The organism is Methanolapillus ohkumae (assembly GCF_032594355.1).
Taxonomy (GTDB): Archaea; Halobacteriota; Methanosarcinia; order Methanosarcinales; family Methanosarcinaceae; genus Methanolapillus; species Methanolapillus ohkumae.
This window is the reverse complement of sequence record NZ_CP131061.1, coordinates 502,460-519,898: the sequence shown is the minus strand read 5'-3', so window position 1 is coordinate 519,898 and position 17,439 is coordinate 502,460. Positions and strand designations below refer to the sequence as shown.

Below are 17,439 nucleotides of genomic sequence, written 5' to 3'. Positions count from 1 at the left end.
CAGAAAAACCAAGATAAGAAGAAATATTTCGATTTGGATTTGATAAATTTATTTGACCTTTTTATTTCTAAAAATTAAGACAAAAATAAAAAAATGAAAGATTTAGAAAAATCCTTGAAAATAATTAAAAAATAAAAATCAGAAAAATAAAAAATTGAAAAATTGAAATAATAAAAAATCAGAAATAATAAAAAATCCCACATTCAATGGAGAAGTGCATAATCTCCGAAAAAATAATGTGGGTGCTTAACTTATCTAATTCTTGCACAAAAAGAAGAGGAAAGCACCCATGATGCAAAACACATTGAAAGATAAAAAATATTCGCACCTAGAATTAGAACAACGAATAGACATTGGAATGTACAAATCATAGAAATGTACTCAAACTCAGATTGCAACCGTGATTGGCTGTTCACAATCAACTGTTTCCCGGGAATTAAAGCGGAATCAACCACCACATAATGATGTGTGCTATAATCCTCTCCAAGCACATAAAAGAAGCGAAAAACGAAAGTATGATGCTGCAAAGAAGGAAATATTGAAGGATAGATATATTCGCCGGTACGTTCATGAAAAATTGAAAAACCGATGGACGCCGGAACAAATTGCTAAAAGAATATCCATGGATTATCCAAATCTCAAGACCAATTATGAATCAATTTATCGATACATCTATTCTGTCGGGAAAGAATTAATTCAGTATCTGCCAAGACATCATCGAATCAGAAGGAAAAGAGGAAAGGAATCAAAAAAGCATGAAGGAAAGATATCAAACAGAGTTTCAATTGAGGATAGACCCGAGTTTGTAAATCTCAGAATCAGAGTGGGCGATTTTGAAATTGACACTTTGGGGTCACAAAAATCTAAATCATGCCTTCAGGTAATTGTGGATCGGGTTACGCGATATACCTGGATTAATTTGTTGAATGATAAATCTGCTCATGAAATGATGGAAAAGGCGATTGCTACTTTAAAACAACTGGATCCGGCATTCAGAAAAACAATCACTTTCGATAATGGGACAGAGAATGCTGCTCATATGAGATTGAAGGATGAGTTGGATATTGATACTTATTTCTGTCATACCTATTCCAGTTGGGAAAAAGGAACGGTGGAAAACACGATCGGGATAATTAGAAGAATATTCCCTAAAAGTACAAATTTTTCATTGATTTCAATAAAACAAGTGAAAGAATTAGAAGAGTGGCTGAATAACAGGCCAAGAAAGTGTTTAAATTTCATGACTCCTTTGGAAGTCATGAAATTATGCACTTCTTGATTGAAGATAAGAATTGAAAAATATGATAAATTATTAATTCATTTCTTTTCCGGAAACGGCCTGACCTTGAATTTCCGCCAAAAGTCCTTCATCTTTTCGTTTAAAGAAAATTTTACGTTGATAATAACTCAGCGGATGTTTGATTTGTTCACAGGTTTTGTCTTTTTTGGCACAGTTCCCATATGTCATCATGGTGGCACATGCCGGTGTTTTGTATTCATTGTGGGCAATATGCTCCACCTGATAGCGTGTTTTTTCTTCGCTAAAGTCCGGTGAAATGTTAAACAGATTGACAATGTCATCCGACGTCATTCCGATGTTGAGCAAAAACGACACCAGCGCAAAACGCATAGAATGCGCCAAGTTAACACCGGATTTCACATCTGAAATCGATTTGCTGATACATGGTGGAAATAAAGCAAAATCAACTTCACCAAAATCCGTATCGCCCATATCTTTTCGTTTCGACTCATAGAGAACTTTAAGCTCCGAAACGTAACTGTTGCATTGTGCTGAAATTTCTTCGGGAATGTTTGGAACCGGCAGCGAATGTTCAATTTTTTTTCGAACCGCTTCCTGCAAAAGCCGCGCAAATTCATCCCGAGATACCTCCGCAAATCCATTCACCAAATGCCGGTTGACCAATTTCCAGGACAGATCCCGCATCGATAAAGAATAGCGAATGTAGTCAGAAAAATAAATGTGAACATGAGCCCCGTCATCGTTGGCCAAAATATCAAAGTCTCCGCCAACTTCTAATAATATTTCAGGAGACTTGTCCGTCCATTTTTTTAAAATCGAATAAGCGGCTTTCGCTTCAGAAAGCGCATATTTTCGAATGAGTGCCGGTTCATTCACGCAAGAAACCAAGATGCGGGCATAAGGATAAGATAAAAGTTCGGAAAGCATTTCCCCGTCCGACCCAAAAGACGGCTTGGAAATTTCACCGTCAATGGACTCCGCCACCCGTTCAAAACCCCGGCGGCGTGCCGACTCAAAAGCCCGGGCTGTCATTAAAGAATCCAGAGAAAAATCCAATCCTTCGACATAATCAGACGCTTCGGTCAAAAACGGTAAAAGAGCAAGGTCTTGCGGAGACATACCTGTCTTTCATTGGGTTTGGAATTATATAAAAGATGAGGTTCTTTTTCAAAAAAAGAAAATGAAAAAATAAAAAAAAGATGGAGAAAAAAATGAAAAAATAAAAAAAAGATGGAGAAAAAAATGAAAAAATAAAAAAAAGATGGAGAAAAAAATGAAAAAAATGCTTGATTTAAAATCAAGCATTTGTGACTCCGTCTTTGGTCACCGCGATAACCGCTTCGCCTTCCGGCAGGTTGGGCGAGTCGATCAATTTAACAATTCTTTTGTCACCTTTGGATTTTCGGATGTACAGCCTAAATGTCGCCGTGTGTCCCAAAATATGCCCGCCGATGGGTTTTGTCGGGTCCCCGAAAAACACATCCGGCTTGGACATCACTTGGTTGGTGACCAAAACAACCGCGTTGTTTAAGTTCGCGAACCGCTGGAGGCCATGCAAATGTTTGTTTAATTTTTGTTGGCGGTCGGCAAGGGTTCCGCGGCCGATGTATTCCGCACGGAAGTGTGCGGTGAGGGAATCAACAATTAAAAGCTTTACCGGGCGCCCGGAATCTTTCAGTTCGTTTGCTAAATCAAGTGCAGAATCCACAAGCAATATTTGGTGATTGGAATTGTACGCGCGTGCCACGTGAATGTTTCGAAGAACCTCATCAGCGTCCAATTCAAGACCGAGTTCGGAAGCGCGGCCTTCAACCATTTGCTTAATCCGGTCCGGACGGAAAGTGTTTTCCGTGTCAATAATAATGACGGAGCCGTCAAGGCCCCCATATTCTTCCGGCAATTGGACATTGACCGCCAATTGGTGCGCAACCTGTGTCTTTCCGGACCCGAATTCACCGTAAATTTCCGTAATGGATTGACTTTCAATTCCACCGCCCATCATTTCATCAAATTCAGAACATCCGGTTTTGATTTTCCCGATGTGAAGGCGCCGCTCAAAAACCATATCGCCGGTTTCAAACCCGCCGATATCCGCCGCCGGTCTTGCTGCCGCAATAATTTTTGCGGCCGTCGCTTCGCCGATATCTGCGGAAGTCCCAAGTTCCGCCGGAGACGCGACCGCTATGGATTCAATGGTTGCAAATCCCGCTTCTTTTAATTTTTCCGCTGTTGCCGGGCCGACGCCGGGAAGGTCTTCTAAAAGCATTTCCGCCATAATTTAAATCTCCTTTTATTGATGCACAATTTTTATTCGTAATTTAATAAACCAACTAAATAATTCAAGTCAATTTTCACCGGGTGCATGAATTACCCCCACATAGGTGGACACGTTATAAATAACTAAAGTGAGCGAAGTGAAAGTAATTCAGTCCGCCGGCAAAGAGCAGACAAGCCGCCCCCTATTTTTAGCTTTTTTAATAATTTTGATTTGAATTTATATCTATATTATTTTAAAATCGGCAATAATATTGAAAAATATTGAAGAAATATGAAATTGAGAAATATAAAGAAATATGAGAAAAATCAAAAGCAAAAGATTATTAATTATCCGCCCTGTTTTTCGTACATGGTAAAAGTTGTTTTGGGCGGAACTTTTGAGTATCTGCACGCCGGCCATTCCCGATTAATTGAGCGGGCTTTTCTGATTTTAAAAGAATCCGGCGGCGGCTTCGTCCATATCGGACTCACCTCTGATGAAATGACCCAAAAAAAAAGTCATGCCGTTTCGGATTACGAAACCCGGAAAAAGGAAATTGAAAAACAAGCAAATCACCTGATTCAAAAATACGGACTTTTGGGAGACTGCTTCTTGATTACGAAATTAAATGATCCGATTGGTCCGGCCGCTTCCGAAGATTTCGATTTTATTGTCATATCTCCCGAAACCCGAAGCGGTGCCGAAAAAATTAATCAAATCCGAAAAGAAAACGGACGGTCCGAAATTCAAATTTGCGAAGTGGATTTTGTGATGGCGCAGGACAACATTCCGATTTCATCCACCCGGATTTACAAAGGAGAAATCGATAAGTATGGGCGGATTCAAAGGCAATTAAATCAACATAACAATCCAAGTAAAAATCAAAATAAAAAGACGGAGAAATGAGAATGGGACGAAAATTTTCAGAACAAGACCAACGCATTTTTAAGAAGCTTGCTCCCGAAACGGGAGGAAGCGTGGATTCCGGCGCCGGCCATGATTTTCCGTTCATTCTCCGCCCGATTTCCCACCGTTTCGCACAAGACGCGGATGATTTTCGAGAACGGTTGTATCTTTTGGACCCGGAGGAAGTAAACTATTTGGCGGATATGGTTCTTGCGGACAAAGAAGAAGTGATGAGTTTGGATGACGATGACCGGGACAGTTTTTTGCAGCTGGTCGCCGATAAAGTGTCTCCTGAAAAAAGAAAAGAAATTGTCCGCCATTTGGGAATTGTCGGATAAATCGGAGGAAAAAAGATGACTGTCTCTCATGCGAAAAGACAAAATAAATTGCTTTTTGGAACCGCCGGCGTTCCGATCAGTTCGCCCAAGCCGGATACGCTGTCCGGAATCAAACAAGTTCGGGCACTCGGGCTGGATTGCATGGAACTTGAATTTGTCCACGGCGTTCGGATGAATGACAAAACCGCGGCCGATGTGCAAGCCGCCGCCAAAGAACACAATATTGCGCTGAGCGTTCATGGTCCGTACTACATTAATTTAAACGCGGCGGAAGAAGAGAAATTGGTGGCCAGTGTGAAGCGAATTTATGATTCTGCCCGCGTCGGGAATTTGTGTTCGGCGCAAAATATTGTTTTTCATCCCGCTTTTTACTTAAAAGACGATCAGAAAACCGTCTACGACCGGGTTTTTCAGCGAATGACGGATTTAAAAAATACGCTTGCCGACGAAGGAATTCCGGCAATATTAAGACCGGAAACAACCGGAAAAGCCACGCAATTTGGAGATGTGGATGAATTGCTGTCTCTGTCGGCGGAAATCGATGGTGTTTTGCCGTGCTTTGATTTTTCACACATTCATGCCCGGGATGGAAAACATAATACTTATGCGGAATTTTTTCAAATTTTTGAAAAAATCGAGAACCGGTTGGGAAAGGAAGGACTTTTAACAATGCATTGCCACATTTCCGGAATTGAGTATTCGGCCAAAGGAGAGAGAAATCATCTCTTTTTGGATGAATCGGACATGAATTACAAGGACTTGATGAAAGTTTTCAAAGAATTCGGTGCCTGCGGCACGATTATTTGTGAAAGCCCGAATATTGAAAAAGATGCGCTTTTGCTGAAAAAAACGTATGAAGAAGCGGATGTTTGAAAAAATTCGCTTCGCGGATTTTTCAGGGGCGGTGGGATAACTTGTGCCAAAGTTCGCTTCGCGAATGCAACCCCTATCGGTCGCAATCGATATGATATTTTTTTCTTCGTTCTTTTTTCCTTTTTCCTCTGTTTTTTTTCTTTTTCCTCTTTTTATCGATCCAAGCAAACTCATCCGATTCAATCAGATGCGTTTCGCATCTGATTGAATCGGATTGTTCATAAAACAGATATGTTGGCAGAAAAATTGCAGCAAATCTAAAATAAACAGAAAAAATTGCGAAAAAAAACTGTAAAATGAAAAACTGCCCATCGTCTTTTGTGGAATAATTCAAAAATATGTCGCTATAACGCGCGGGGCGGCGCAAAAAACAAAAGCAAAAACAAAAAAATCAAATAAAAATAAAAAAATCAAATCAAATCAAATCAAATCAAAATAGAAAAATAAAAAATAAGACCGGAACCGCCCATTAAAATTTTGACGGTTCCACTGATTCGTATTTTATTTTTACTTTTTTTCCTTATGTTCCTTATTTTCATTTTGCTGCTCTTTTGTCCTCAATCGTTTTCCTCTCATGAACGGTTTTCCGCGTGACAAATAGAAGTAGCCGACCGTGGACACAAACAACGCGCCAAGCGTGTCCACAATTAAATCTTCCATCGTGTCGATGAGTCCGGCTCCTTGGTAAATCCGCCCGGTGATGTAAAGAGATGGATCTTGATCCCAGCACTGCATGGTGGTTGCCAAAAACCAATCAAACAAGTATTCCACAATTTCCCAAAGAGCGCCAACCGCAATCGCAAACGTGAAAGAAAACAAGGCGACATAAAACGGATTTAATTTAATGCCACAATCTTTGGACTCGTTGAGTGCGGATGTCAGCGCAAAAGCAATCAATCCGAGAATGATACCGGAAATCGTATGGAGGAACACATCCCACCATGGAAAACGCTCAAAGAAGTTGAGGCCTTGACCTAAAAAGGAGCCTGCGAAAATGAATAAAACAATAACAATGACCAGCCACGGATCAGCGACAAATTTCATTTTCTTTTGAACGAATTTGGGAAGGAATAAATAAATCAGCGTCATTGTTGTGAAAAACAAGAAGAAAAACTCGTTTTCCAAAAATTCGTCCGTTGCCAATTCTGTGTCAAAACCGGTCAAATACCGGTAAACGAACAAAAGAACGCTGAGAATTAAGATAAAAATAAGTCCCCATCGTATGTATTTCGCAATTTTCGGCTCAATGATCTCATCCGCAAAGTAATTATCGTCATCTTCCGGACATGCTTTGTCGGAACCGTCGTGAATTTGATTTGGGTCTGATTTTTCTGCCATTATAATTAAACCTATGAAATCCGATTTTAATAAAATTTATGCTTCAAGCATCAAAATTTTATATTTTAAAGAGTGTACTATTTTTATAATAATACAATATATAAATATTTAAATATTTATGAAACAAATCTTTTACTTGCAAATCATACCGAATTCCATAACTTTGAAAAATGAGGAGATAAAAAATGACCTATAAAGTGCTTCCCCCAATTGAAATTCAAAAGCTGTCCCAAGAAAAAACAATTCAAATCATAGACGTTCGAACACCGCAGGAGCGGGCAACCGGATACATTCAAAATTCCATCCATATCAATGTCAATCACCCTGATTTTGAAACAAAATTAAAAGCATTGGATCCCTCCAAATCCACTGTATTTTATTGCCAATCCGGTGTTCGGGCCGGAAAAGCCGCAACAATTGCTGAAAAATCCGGATTTACGGAAATTTATTCCATTGAAGGCGGAATGAGCGGATGGAATTCAAAAAAGATGCCGGTACAATACTAAAAAACAAAAATAAAAATGAAAACATAACAAAACAAAAATGAAAAACAAAACAAAAAATGAAAAACATGTCCGTTCAATGCAAAATAATTATGCTGCCCAATCATTTTTCAGGCTTTTTCGTCAAAATCGCATGCACGGTTTTGACCGCGTCCACCGTTTCAGCAACATCGTGCGTTCGGATGATGTGTCCGCCTTTGTAAGCGGCAATGCTTGCGGCGGCGATTCCGGAAATTAACCGCCCTTCGGGCGGCTTTTGAGTTGTTACGCCTAGAAATGATTTTCTGGAAACCGCAATCAAAATCGGCTTTTCAAAAGCGGACAGGCGGTCAAAATGATGAATCATATCAAAATCGTATTCCGACGTTTTTTCGGGAATCCAATGCCCAATCCCGGGATCTAAAATTATTTTTTGAGAATCAATGCCGGACTGCTCGGCAATGGAAATGGAATTGGACAACGCCGACAAAACCGCATTTATTCCAAGCGGATCGCCGGGCCTTTTTTGCGTCGCCATAAGAACCGTACACGCGTCAAAATCTCCAATCGTGCGCGCCATTTCCGGATCATTTTTCAGGCCGGAAATGTCATTGATCATGGAAGCCCCTTTGGAAAGTGCGGCATGCGCGATTTCGGAATACATTGTGTCAACAGAAATCGGAATGGAAATGTTGTCCGCCAAAATATCTAACGCAAAGAGGAGACGCTTTTTTTCTTCTTCCACGCTGATGGGCAAAGAATTCGGCGCGGTCGATCGGGCACCGATGTCAATCATGGACGCGCCGTCATCAACCATTTTTTGAGCCGCGCCCAGGAGTGATTTCGGATCATAAACAGATTTTTGATAAAAAGATTCGGGACTTAAATTCAGGACGCCCATCACAAGCGGCGGATGGGAACCGCCGATTTTCAGACCGCATATTTTTGTTTGAAAGACCAATAAATCCCGACCTTTTGATTGATTGATTGATTGATTGATTGATTATGATTGATTGTGATTGATAGGAGAGTGTGTTACAAAGCGACAAGTTTTGCGCACTGGACAACATGCGTCATTAAAATTGCGATCGTCATCGGCCCGACGCCACCCGGAACCGGTGTGATGAGAGACGCTTTATGAATCACATTCGCAAAATCGACATCGCCATGCGTCCCGGTCGCGTCTTGATTGATGCCGACATCAAAAACAACAACACCGGATTTGACCATATCTTCTTGGATCAAATGCTTAACCCCGACGCCGATCACGAGAATATCGGCATTGATCGTATAGGATTTTAAATCTTTTGTAAAAATGTGGCAGACGGAAACGGTGGCGTTTCGGTTCAGAAGCATGGCCGCCATTGGTTTCCCGACGACGTTACTGTGCCCGACCACGACCGCGTTTTTGCCTTGCACATCGATTTTGTATTCCTCAAGGAGCCGGATAATGCCTTTGGGCGTGCAGGGGACCAATCCTTCTTCGTTGATGAGCAGGTTTCCCATATTGAACGGATGAAAGCCGTCCGCATCTTTTTTCGGATCAATCGCGTTCATGACGGTTTGCGCGCAGATGTGCTTGGGAAGCGGCAACTGAACTAAAATAGAGGAGACGGTTTTGTCGGCGTTAAGAGACAAAATTACATCCAAAAGCTCTTTTTCGGAAATCGTTGCCGAAAGGAGACAATCACTGGCTAAAATTCCGACCCGCTCGCAGGCTTTGTGTTTCATCCGCACATACATTTGAGAGGCGGGATCTTCTCCGACCAAAACGGTCACAAGTTTGGGAAAAATTCCTTTTTCTTTGAGCGCGGCGACAGCTTTTGAGACTTCAGCTTCCACTTTTTGAGCCACGGCTTTTCCATCGATTATTTTTGAAGAATCCATTGCGTCCGACATGAAAATTACCAATTTTTGATTGAGATGATGATTGAAATAATGATTGAGATAATGATTGAGATGAAATTGAAAGAGATGAAAGAAAGTAAAAAATGTAAAACATGAGATGCAAAACACAAAAAAGAAAAGCAAATAAAAAACAGCATAAACCGGCTCCTGCCGGTTTATTTAAAGTTTTAATTTTGCTTTTTGGCTTACTTGTACACCGGGAATTTTTCGCACAGCGCTTTGACGTCGATCCGGATTTTTTCAAGTTCGGCATCGTTTCCGGCATTTTTCACGGCGCGGGAAATCACGTCGGCGACGATTTTCATTTCCGGTTCCTTCATGCCTCTTGTGGTGGCCGCCGGGGTTCCGACACGAATTCCACTGGCGATAAACGCTTTTTGTTTGTCAAACGGAATGGTGTTCATATTCAAAACGATTCCGGATTTGGCGCATGCGGCTTCGGCATCTTTGCCGGTGATGTTGTAGGCCGTCAAATCAATGAGCATGAGATGGTTGTCGGTTCCGCCGGAGACAATTCTAAATCCTTTTTCGGACAAGGTGTCGGCGACGACTTTCGCGTTCTTCACGGTTTGAATTTGGTCTTTCTTAAAGCCATCCGTGAGGGCTTCTTTAAACGCGACCGCCTTTGCGGCGATGTTGTTCATCAAGGGACCGCCTTGGGTTCCCGGGAAAACGGATTTGTCGACCGCTTTTGCGAATTCGGATTTGCACAAAATCATTCCGCCGCGAGGACCGCGCAGGGTTTTGTGGGTTGTGGTGGTGACGAAGTCCGCATACGGAATGGGACTTGGGTGAGCGCCGGCGACGACGAGTCCCGCGATGTGGGCGATGTCGGCGAGAAGGTACGCATCCACGCCGGCCGCGATTTCGGAGAAGCGTTTGAAATCAATAATTCGGGAGTAGGCGGATGCGCCGCAGACAATCATTTTGGGTTTGTGTTCTTTGGCGAGCCGCTCTAATTCGTCGTAGTCAATCATTTCGGTTGTGCGGTCGACGCCATAGGGAACAATGTTATAGAGTTGTCCGGAGAAGCTGACCGGACTTCCGTGGGAAAGGTGTCCGCCTTCGGAGAGATTCATAGAAAGGATGGTGTCTCCCGGTTTTAAGACGGAGAAGTAGACCGCCATGTTTGCGCCGGAGCCCGAGTGTGGCTGAACGTTGACGTGTTCGGCGCCAAACATTTGTTTCGCGCGGGAAATCGCTAAGTTTTCCGCCAAATCCATATTTTCGCAGCCGCCGTAATACCGGTTGCCGGGATAGCCTTCGGCGTATTTGTTGGTGAGAATGCTGCCCATGGCTTCCATGACGGCAAAGCTCGCATAATTTTCGGACGCGATTAAGTCGAGGCGGGTTTCCTGGCGCACCATTTCTTTTTCAAAAACTTGTGCCATTTCGGGGTCTGCTTTTTCAAGATAAGACATAAGGGTTTCCTCTTTTTGATAAGGTTAAAAATGAGATTTAAAGGATGTATTCTTTAAAGTTTTTGGGTTTTTTAAAGATATGGGTAAAAAATGATTAAAATATAAATATATAACCGGAGAAAAAGGCGGGGACAGAATTTTCTGTCCCGTAACAAATATCAATTTATTACATTGTTTTGAAAATCAGAATCAAAAGTTCCCATAAAAACAAAAGTACAATCAACATAAGAGTTAAACACGTTATAAGAACTCCATACCTGGGTTTATTTTCCATATGGATTTTATTGTTATTCTCTGAAGTGACAATAGAAGATGACTTTTCTATTTTATTGTTTTGTTTAATATTGGAATTGGATGGATTGTTCTTATTTTTTTCAGAAAAACTATATACCCAATAGCATTTTTCGCAAAGAACCCCCTTGTTATGATAAGTAAGTTCATGCTCTTCACCACACTTTGTACATAATCCAATAGTCTCACAACAACAAAAGAATAAATTTTCATCATTTTGTAGAATTAGAGACTTCGGTGATGATTTAGAGTCAGGAAAAATCTTCGGCGTATCATATTGGAGGGAAGTCGATGTAGAAGATGATGGTTTATTGTACCTATTTTTATTAAATAGACAATTTGAAAGACGGGATCCTATCAAAGGAGATAAGTCCTGTTCATGAGGTAAACCACGGTGATTGTATACTTCATCATTGCCATTGCAAGTAACCGTATACCAGTAGCCATGTGCCCGCCTACGTTCGTACTAAACCTCATCCTTCGATATTCTCCACACCATTTTAAAACTCTTTGTTGATTGTAATACCTAAAAAACAGACCTTTGAAATAATTATTTTTTAATATAACTGATAACATAAGTATTTTCTTGATCTCAAAGTCATATGTTTGATAAAAACATAAACATGAAATTATTAAAAATTATTTTTTTATACAATCCATTTTTAGGTTGTGTTCAAAAATCAAGATCATTTTTTTGAACCCATACTTTTTCAAAAAGAGGAATTTTTATGGATAAGCTAACCCCTGAGCAAAGAAAAAAGAATATGCAAGCCGTGAAAAACAAAGGCAGCAAAATTGAGCATATTCTTCAAGAAGCCTTAGCCGAAAAGGGATACGCTTTCACAACTAATGACAAATCCGTTTTTGGAAAGCCGGATATTGTATTTTATGAAGAAAAAATCGCTATATTTTGCGATAGTGAATTTTTCCATGGATGGAATTGGGAAATTAAAAGGAATGAAATCAAAACACGGCAAGAATTTTGGATTCCAAAAATTGAAAAGAATATGGAACGAGATGTAGAAGTTAATAAAACACTACAAAATGATGGGTGGTTTGTTTTAAGGTTTTGGGGGAAAAACATCAAAAAAAATACAAGTGAGTGTGTCGGAGAGATTGAGAAAGTGATTTGGGCTTGTAGGATTCTTAGATGAAATAATTTTTTAGAAATATGTAGGAAAACGTTTAAATAATATTTTTTACGAATCAATATAATTTTATTCTAATTTATTATAACTATTTGTAGTAGATAAAAATGGATGATATTGACCTTCCACCAAGTGCACCGATTTTAATGGAATCTATTCGATCTATCGGATATACAACAGAGGCAGCTGTTGCAGACATAATTGATAATAGCATTTCAGCTAATGCTGAAAATGTAAAAATTCGATTTTCCCCTTTTGGAACGGAACCATTTATTGCCATATTGGATGACGGTGAAGGAATGAATTCCGACGAATTGAATGAAGCCATGAGATATGGAAGCACCAGTCCTCTTTTACAACGGAAAGATAATGATTTGGGCAGATTTGGCTTAGGACTAAAAACAGCATCAATGTCTCAATGTCGATGTTTGACAGTAGCTACAAAAAAGAACTCGAAAATTGAGGCAAGATGTTGGGACCTGGATTACATTAATAAAACCGGAAAATGGACATTAAGGAATCTGGAAGAAAATGAACAAAGAAAATTGCCTCTAATAGATGAATTAAAAAAACTAAAAAACGGCACAGTTGTAATTTGGACAAAGATTGACCGATTAATTATCGGATTGGACGATACAAGTATCGAACGAGCATTTTCCGACAAAATGGACAATGTTCGAGAACACATTGCATTAGTTTTTCATCGATACATTTCAGGGGAGTTCGGACTTCAAAAAATTAAAATTTACTTGAACGAAAATATAATTGAAGCGAACGATCCTTTTTTTACGAAGAATAGTTTAGTAACCCAAGATGATGAAAAAATCCGAATAGATAGATCCGTAGTGGATATACGGTCCTATGTTTTACCACACCCATCCAAATTAACAAAAGAAGAATTAGAAGCTTTGGGGGGCAAAGAAGGATTACGAAAAAATCAGGGGTTTTATGTTTACCGAAATAAACGTCTTCTTGTTTGGGCAACATGGTTTAGACTACATCGAAAAGAAGAAATGTCAAAATTGTCCCGAATCCGTGTAGATATCCCAAATTCTTTAGATGATTTATGGACATTGGATATTAAAAAATCAACGGCAATTCCCCCTGAAATTGTACGAAAAAATTTGAAACGGATTGTAAATAACAATTCAACCCATAGCAAAAGGACTTGGACATATCGAGGAAAAAAAGAGACGGATGATGAATTAATTCATTTGTGGGATCGAATATCTGAAAGAGAAGGAATTCGTTATGAAATAAACAAAAAATATCCACTTGTCCAAATAATCAAAGAAAAAATGGATAAGGACTCGTTGAAACTGTTTGACCGATTTTTAGATATGATTGGCTCAAACATTCCATTAAATGCTCTTTATGCTGATTTAAATAATGATGAGAAATTTTTGATGGATGATGAAGAGTTGATATTAAAACAACTTAAAACGCTTTTGTTCAATATCATATCTGCAGATGATCAATCTTTTGAAGAAAAAATTGAAATTATAAATGTTTTGAAAATTACGGAACCATATGGAAGTTATCCGGATGAATTTGAACGAATATTACAGGATGCAAGAAGATGAGTAAAGAGGAATTTGAGAATATTGTCAAAACCGTAATCAGGACACGTTATCCAGATTCAATCCCTTCTGAAAAAGATGTGGAAATCATTGTCAGTAGATACAGAGATGTGTGTGGCATTACGGACGAGGATTTTAAAATAGCCATCCAAAATATTCATTCCGATATTTTAATTTCTGTTGAAATTGGTACTTCTGTCGTAGATGATAATACATATGAACCATGGGTTAAAAACAGAAAATCAACAGAAGAAATGTATTATTGGAACAGATATGCTGCTTATCTTCAATATGATTTATCATGGAATAGTAAACTGATTTCGACATTAAATATAGACTCAGATGAAATATTAGATTTAATAGGAGACCCAAAAAAAGATAAACATTGGCAAAGAAGAGGATTAATTTTAGGAGATGTACAATCCGGAAAAACCGCTAATTATACAGCGATTTGTAATAAGGCCGCAGATTTTGGTTTTAAAGTAATTATACTTATGACAGGGACAATTGAAAGCTTGAGACAGCAAACACAAGAGCGATTAGATGCTGGTTTTGTTGGAAGAAGTAGTCAAGATGCTTTGAGTAAAACTTCAGAGATCAGAGTAAAGGGGGTCGGAAATTATTCAGGCAATAATAAAAAGTTTCCAACCTCTTTTACGTCTGTAAAGAGGGATTTTAATCATAATGTTTTAATGAATTTGAACTGGAGTATTTCAAATGCAACCGGAACTGTTCTGTTTGTTGTTAAAAAGAACAAAGCGATTCTTGAAAATTTGCATGACTGGCTGAAGGCATATAACACAGATAGCAGTGGAAAAATTGACTATCCGTTACTTTTGTTGGACGATGAAGCAGATAATGCCTCGGTTAATACCAAATCAGATGATATTACTGCAATCAACAAATCCATTCGAAATCTTCTGAAATTGTTTACAAAGGCAGCTTATGTCGGAATTACAGCTACTCCTTTTGCAAATATATTCATTGACCCGTCAAGTAATGATGAGATGGTAGGAGAGGATTTGTTTCCGCGTGATTTCATTTATTTGTTAAAACCACCATCAAACTATGTAGGCCCTGATAAAGTGTTTGGAGAAGAACCATTAAATGAGAATATGATTAAGATAATCATTGAAACTGAGATGGGTGATCTTTTTCGAGGGAAAGCAAAAAGTTTGGAAATTATCGAAGAACTCCCAGATAGTTTAAAAGAAGCTGTAGCATATTATTTGCTTTCAAACATTATTCGAAACCAAAGACGCCAAATTTCAAAGCACAAATCGATGTTAATCAATGTCAGTCACTATACAAATGTCCAAAATCAGGTTTTTGACCTCGCAAATGAATGGATGTTAAACATACAAAAAGACATCAGGCTTTATTCAAAATTACCAGAGGAAGAAGCTCTCAATTATTCAGTGATTCATTTTTTTAGAGCAGTTTTCGATAAATATGACCTTGAGGAAAAAATTGATTGGGAAACCATCCAACACAATTTAGAAAAAGAGGTTATATCTTGCGAGATTAAAAAAATTAACCAAAGTTCTCAATCCCGGTTAGATTATGGAAGTTATAAATCCGGTGCAAATATAATTGCAATAGGTGGAAATAGTCTTTCCAGAGGGCTTACTCTGGAAGGCCTTTGTGTAAGTTATTTCTATCGTTCTTCAAAAATGTATGATACATTAATGCAAATGGCAAGATGGTTTGGGTATCGGGATGGATATGTCGATTTGGTAAAAATTTGGATGACAAAAGACATGAAGAATTGGTATTCATTTGTAACAAATGCTTCGAATGAGCTCAAAGAAGATGTCATCATTATGAATCAGTGGGGTTCTAAACCGGAACACTTCGGTTTGCAGGTTAGAGCACATCCGGATTCATTACTTATCACTGCCAGGAATAAAATGAAGTATACCGGTAAGATAGAGCGTAGTGTTTCGGTTTCAGGGCATATAATTGAAACAGCTCATTTCTCAATGAGATCAATTGACATCGACACAAATAAACGATGTATAGAGTCCTTGTTGAAAAATATTGAGCCGTTTATTTCATTTGATGGAAAAAATAGAATTTGGAAAAATGTTCCGAGAGATCTTATTATTGAAGTTCTAAACAGTTATGCAAATCATCCTCTAGATATTAAATTAAATAAAATTGGTTTAATTGATTTTATTGAAAAATCTGAAAATTTAAAATATTGGGACGTTTCAATTCCTGAAGGTAAAAAAGATAAAATAAAAACATATAACGTGGAACATATTCCACTTGAGAGAGAGTCCGATAAATACAATTCAAAAACATTGCGTATTGGTGGCTCTCGAGCCAGAGTAAGACCTAAAGGTTTTTCTTCAAGGGGATTAGATTCCATCGAAGTATCTCGGATTATCAATGAATTTCGTGAAAAAAGACCAGATAAACCAAACATAAGTGTCCCTGATGAGAAATTTCTTATACCTGGTAGAAACCCCCTGTTAATGTTGTATTTTATTCGACCTGAAATAAATGGAGAAATCTTAGATCAAATTTATTACGGACTTGGATTAGCTTTCCCGCGTTCATCAACTCCCTGTGAGGATATTACAAATGATAAATCAAAAATAATCTACGTTCTCAATGCCGTTAAACTTCGAGAAGAAGGATTATATGATTTTGAAGAGGAGGAAGAGGATGATGAATAATGAAGATTTTATATTAAAGTGGAAATTATTTAATCCTGACGAAAAATCAGAAATTCGAATTGATTCGACTCATCCATTGGATATTTACATAGGTTACAATGATTTTAAAGAAAAGAAATTTCTTCTTATTTTTGAATCCAAAAAGCATCCACCCCTCTTGAAAAATACCCAAATACTTGAGATTAATACAGGTCAAAGAAGAAGCGACAATAGATGGACATGGACTTTGACATTAAAAAAAAAGGAATACGAATATATTTTCATGAAATTGTGTTGGGATTTAATTGAATCGACCCGTCACAATGATGTCGATTCCGGATCAATTGATTTAATTTTTCGATTTAAAAAATGGCAAAATTTGCTTGAAAATGTAAATGATAATCTTCTTTCAGAAAAGGTAATTAAAGGATTAATTGGGGAATTAATATTTTTAAAAGATTTTGCCTTGAAAAAATACGATTCAAATACTGCTTTGGATGGTTGGACCGGTTCTTTGGGTAGAGATAAAGATTTCCAATATCCTGATTATTGGGTTGAAGTTAAATCAATTTCTTCCGGAAAAAATGAAGTTTGCATTTCTTCTTTGGAGCAATTAGATAGCTCGGATGAAGGTAAATTAATTGTTTTTTTCATTGATAATTCAACTCAAAATGATAGAAAAGGGTTTACACTTCATGATATAGTCCAAAATATCCGAAATGATTTACAAAATGAAATTGGTGCCTTGTCTTCTTTTGAAATGAAACTTGCTGCTGTTGGAAATATTGAGCAGGAAGAATATAAGAGAAAATATTACTCTTTGACCGGTTTGAGGGAATATTGTGTAGATAATTCTTTTCCAAAAATCGGGAGAAATGATGTCTTTTCTGAAATCACCAAAGTTTCATACGCTATTTCATTGCCTGCAATTGAAAATAAAATAACACATATATTTGTAAAGTAAAGCGATGTG

15 protein-coding genes are annotated in these 17,439 nt (G+C 38.4%); 9 read left to right on the top strand and 6 right to left on the bottom strand.

Annotated features, from left to right (window positions below; genetic code table 11):
• Window positions 1-400: 400 nt before the first annotated feature.
• Window positions 401-1,279 carry an IS30 family transposase gene (locus MsAm2_RS02030; RefSeq protein WP_420846959.1) on the top strand — a complete coding sequence of 293 codons (879 nt, stop codon included), beginning with the start codon at window positions 401-403 and terminating at the stop codon, window positions 1,277-1,279.
• Between the two features lie 33 nt (window positions 1,280-1,312).
• Here the strand turns inward: MsAm2_RS02030 and priL are convergent, their stop codons facing one another.
• Window positions 1,313-2,380, bottom strand: coding sequence for a DNA primase regulatory subunit PriL (gene priL, locus MsAm2_RS02025; RefSeq protein WP_338098152.1), 1,068 nt, complete (start codon window positions 2,378-2,380; stop codon window positions 1,313-1,315).
• A gap of 178 nt (window positions 2,381-2,558) precedes the next feature.
• Complete coding sequence (gene radA / locus MsAm2_RS02020; RefSeq protein ID WP_338098151.1) at window positions 2,559-3,536, bottom strand: DNA repair and recombination protein RadA; 978 nt, start codon at window positions 3,534-3,536, stop codon at window positions 2,559-2,561.
• A 351-nt stretch (window positions 3,537-3,887) separates the two neighbouring features.
• On the opposite strand from radA, the gene MsAm2_RS02015 reads away from it, so the two are divergent.
• Genes MsAm2_RS02015 through MsAm2_RS02005 form a run of 3 tightly spaced genes read left to right on the top strand, consistent with a single transcriptional unit; the run spans window position 3,888 to window position 5,635 of the window.
• Window positions 3,888-4,424: a phosphopantetheine adenylyltransferase gene (locus MsAm2_RS02015; protein ID WP_338098150.1), complete on the top strand. Its 537-nt coding sequence runs from the start codon at window positions 3,888-3,890 to the stop codon at window positions 4,422-4,424.
• A 2-nt stretch (window positions 4,425-4,426) separates the two neighbouring features.
• Window positions 4,427-4,762, top strand: coding sequence for a hypothetical protein (locus MsAm2_RS02010; RefSeq protein ID WP_338098149.1), 336 nt, complete (start codon window positions 4,427-4,429; stop codon window positions 4,760-4,762).
• 15 nt (window positions 4,763-4,777) lie between these two features.
• Complete coding sequence (locus MsAm2_RS02005) at window positions 4,778-5,635, top strand: TIM barrel protein (protein WP_338098148.1); 858 nt, start codon at window positions 4,778-4,780, stop codon at window positions 5,633-5,635.
• A gap of 507 nt (window positions 5,636-6,142) precedes the next feature.
• Here MsAm2_RS02005 and MsAm2_RS02000 read toward each other — a convergent pair.
• Window positions 6,143-6,973, bottom strand: coding sequence for a DUF2238 domain-containing protein (locus MsAm2_RS02000; protein WP_338098147.1), 831 nt, complete (start codon window positions 6,971-6,973; stop codon window positions 6,143-6,145).
• 185 nt (window positions 6,974-7,158) lie between these two features.
• On the opposite strand from MsAm2_RS02000, the gene MsAm2_RS01995 reads away from it, so the two are divergent.
• Window positions 7,159-7,479: a rhodanese-like domain-containing protein gene (locus tag MsAm2_RS01995; RefSeq protein ID WP_338098146.1), complete on the top strand. Its 321-nt coding sequence runs from the start codon at window positions 7,159-7,161 to the stop codon at window positions 7,477-7,479.
• A 100-nt stretch (window positions 7,480-7,579) separates the two neighbouring features.
• Here the strand turns inward: MsAm2_RS01995 and folP are convergent, their stop codons facing one another.
• The 3 genes from folP to glyA form a co-directional block, all read right to left on the bottom strand.
• Window positions 7,580-8,416 carry a dihydropteroate synthase gene (gene folP, locus MsAm2_RS01990; protein ID WP_338098145.1) on the bottom strand — a complete coding sequence of 279 codons (837 nt, stop codon included), beginning with the start codon at window positions 8,414-8,416 and terminating at the stop codon, window positions 7,580-7,582.
• A gap of 74 nt (window positions 8,417-8,490) precedes the next feature.
• On the bottom strand, window positions 8,491-9,354 hold the full coding sequence (locus tag MsAm2_RS01985; protein WP_338098144.1) for a bifunctional 5,10-methylenetetrahydrofolate dehydrogenase/5,10-methenyltetrahydrofolate cyclohydrolase: 864 nt from the start codon (window positions 9,352-9,354) through the stop codon (window positions 8,491-8,493).
• A 194-nt stretch (window positions 9,355-9,548) separates the two neighbouring features.
• The gene (gene glyA, locus MsAm2_RS01980) at window positions 9,549-10,784 is read right to left on the bottom strand and encodes a serine hydroxymethyltransferase (protein WP_338098143.1); all 1,236 of its coding nucleotides are present in this window, start codon (window positions 10,782-10,784) and stop codon (window positions 9,549-9,551) included.
• A 1,019-nt stretch (window positions 10,785-11,803) separates the two neighbouring features.
• Between glyA and MsAm2_RS01975 the strand changes: the two genes are divergently transcribed.
• From MsAm2_RS01975 to MsAm2_RS01960, 4 genes are all read left to right on the top strand, one after another.
• Entirely contained in the window at window positions 11,804-12,229 is a 426-nt protein-coding gene (locus MsAm2_RS01975; RefSeq protein WP_338098142.1) for a very short patch repair endonuclease, read from the top strand.
• Between the two features lie 101 nt (window positions 12,230-12,330).
• Window positions 12,331-13,806: an ATP-binding protein gene (locus MsAm2_RS01970; RefSeq protein ID WP_338098141.1), complete on the top strand. Its 1,476-nt coding sequence runs from the start codon at window positions 12,331-12,333 to the stop codon at window positions 13,804-13,806.
• A complete protein-coding gene (locus MsAm2_RS01965) occupies window positions 13,803-16,487 on the top strand; it encodes a Z1 domain-containing protein (RefSeq protein WP_338098140.1) in 2,685 nt (894 codons plus the stop codon). The genes MsAm2_RS01970 and MsAm2_RS01965 overlap by 4 nt, the downstream gene beginning before the upstream one ends.
• Window positions 16,477-17,430: a PD-(D/E)XK motif protein gene (locus MsAm2_RS01960; RefSeq protein WP_338098139.1), complete on the top strand. Its 954-nt coding sequence runs from the start codon at window positions 16,477-16,479 to the stop codon at window positions 17,428-17,430. Before MsAm2_RS01965 ends, MsAm2_RS01960 begins: the two co-directional genes overlap by 11 nt.
• Window positions 17,431-17,439 lie beyond the last annotated feature (9 nt).

Coding starts and splice junctions, on each gene's coding strand:
- MsAm2_RS02005 (WP_338098148.1), top strand. CDS start 4,778: ATGACTGTCTCTCATGCGAAAAGACAAAATAAATTGCTTTTTGGAACC.
- MsAm2_RS01965 (WP_338098140.1), top strand. CDS start 13,803: ATGAGTAAAGAGGAATTTGAGAATATTGTCAAAACCGTAATCAGGACA.
- glyA (WP_338098143.1), bottom strand. CDS start 10,784: ATGTCTTATCTTGAAAAAGCAGACCCCGAAATGGCACAAGTTTTTGAA.
- MsAm2_RS01975 (WP_338098142.1), top strand. CDS start 11,804: ATGGATAAGCTAACCCCTGAGCAAAGAAAAAAGAATATGCAAGCCGTG.
- MsAm2_RS01995 (WP_338098146.1), top strand. CDS start 7,159: ATGACCTATAAAGTGCTTCCCCCAATTGAAATTCAAAAGCTGTCCCAA.
- MsAm2_RS02000 (WP_338098147.1), bottom strand. CDS start 6,973: ATGGCAGAAAAATCAGACCCAAATCAAATTCACGACGGTTCCGACAAA.
- MsAm2_RS01960 (WP_338098139.1), top strand. CDS start 16,477: ATGATGAATAATGAAGATTTTATATTAAAGTGGAAATTATTTAATCCT.
- MsAm2_RS02015 (WP_338098150.1), top strand. CDS start 3,888: ATGGTAAAAGTTGTTTTGGGCGGAACTTTTGAGTATCTGCACGCCGGC.
- radA (WP_338098151.1), bottom strand. CDS start 3,536: ATGGCGGAAATGCTTTTAGAAGACCTTCCCGGCGTCGGCCCGGCAACA.
- MsAm2_RS02010 (WP_338098149.1), top strand. CDS start 4,427: ATGGGACGAAAATTTTCAGAACAAGACCAACGCATTTTTAAGAAGCTT.
- MsAm2_RS01970 (WP_338098141.1), top strand. CDS start 12,331: ATGGATGATATTGACCTTCCACCAAGTGCACCGATTTTAATGGAATCT.
- priL (WP_338098152.1), bottom strand. CDS start 2,380: ATGTCTCCGCAAGACCTTGCTCTTTTACCGTTTTTGACCGAAGCGTCT.
- MsAm2_RS01985 (WP_338098144.1), bottom strand. CDS start 9,354: ATGTCGGACGCAATGGATTCTTCAAAAATAATCGATGGAAAAGCCGTG.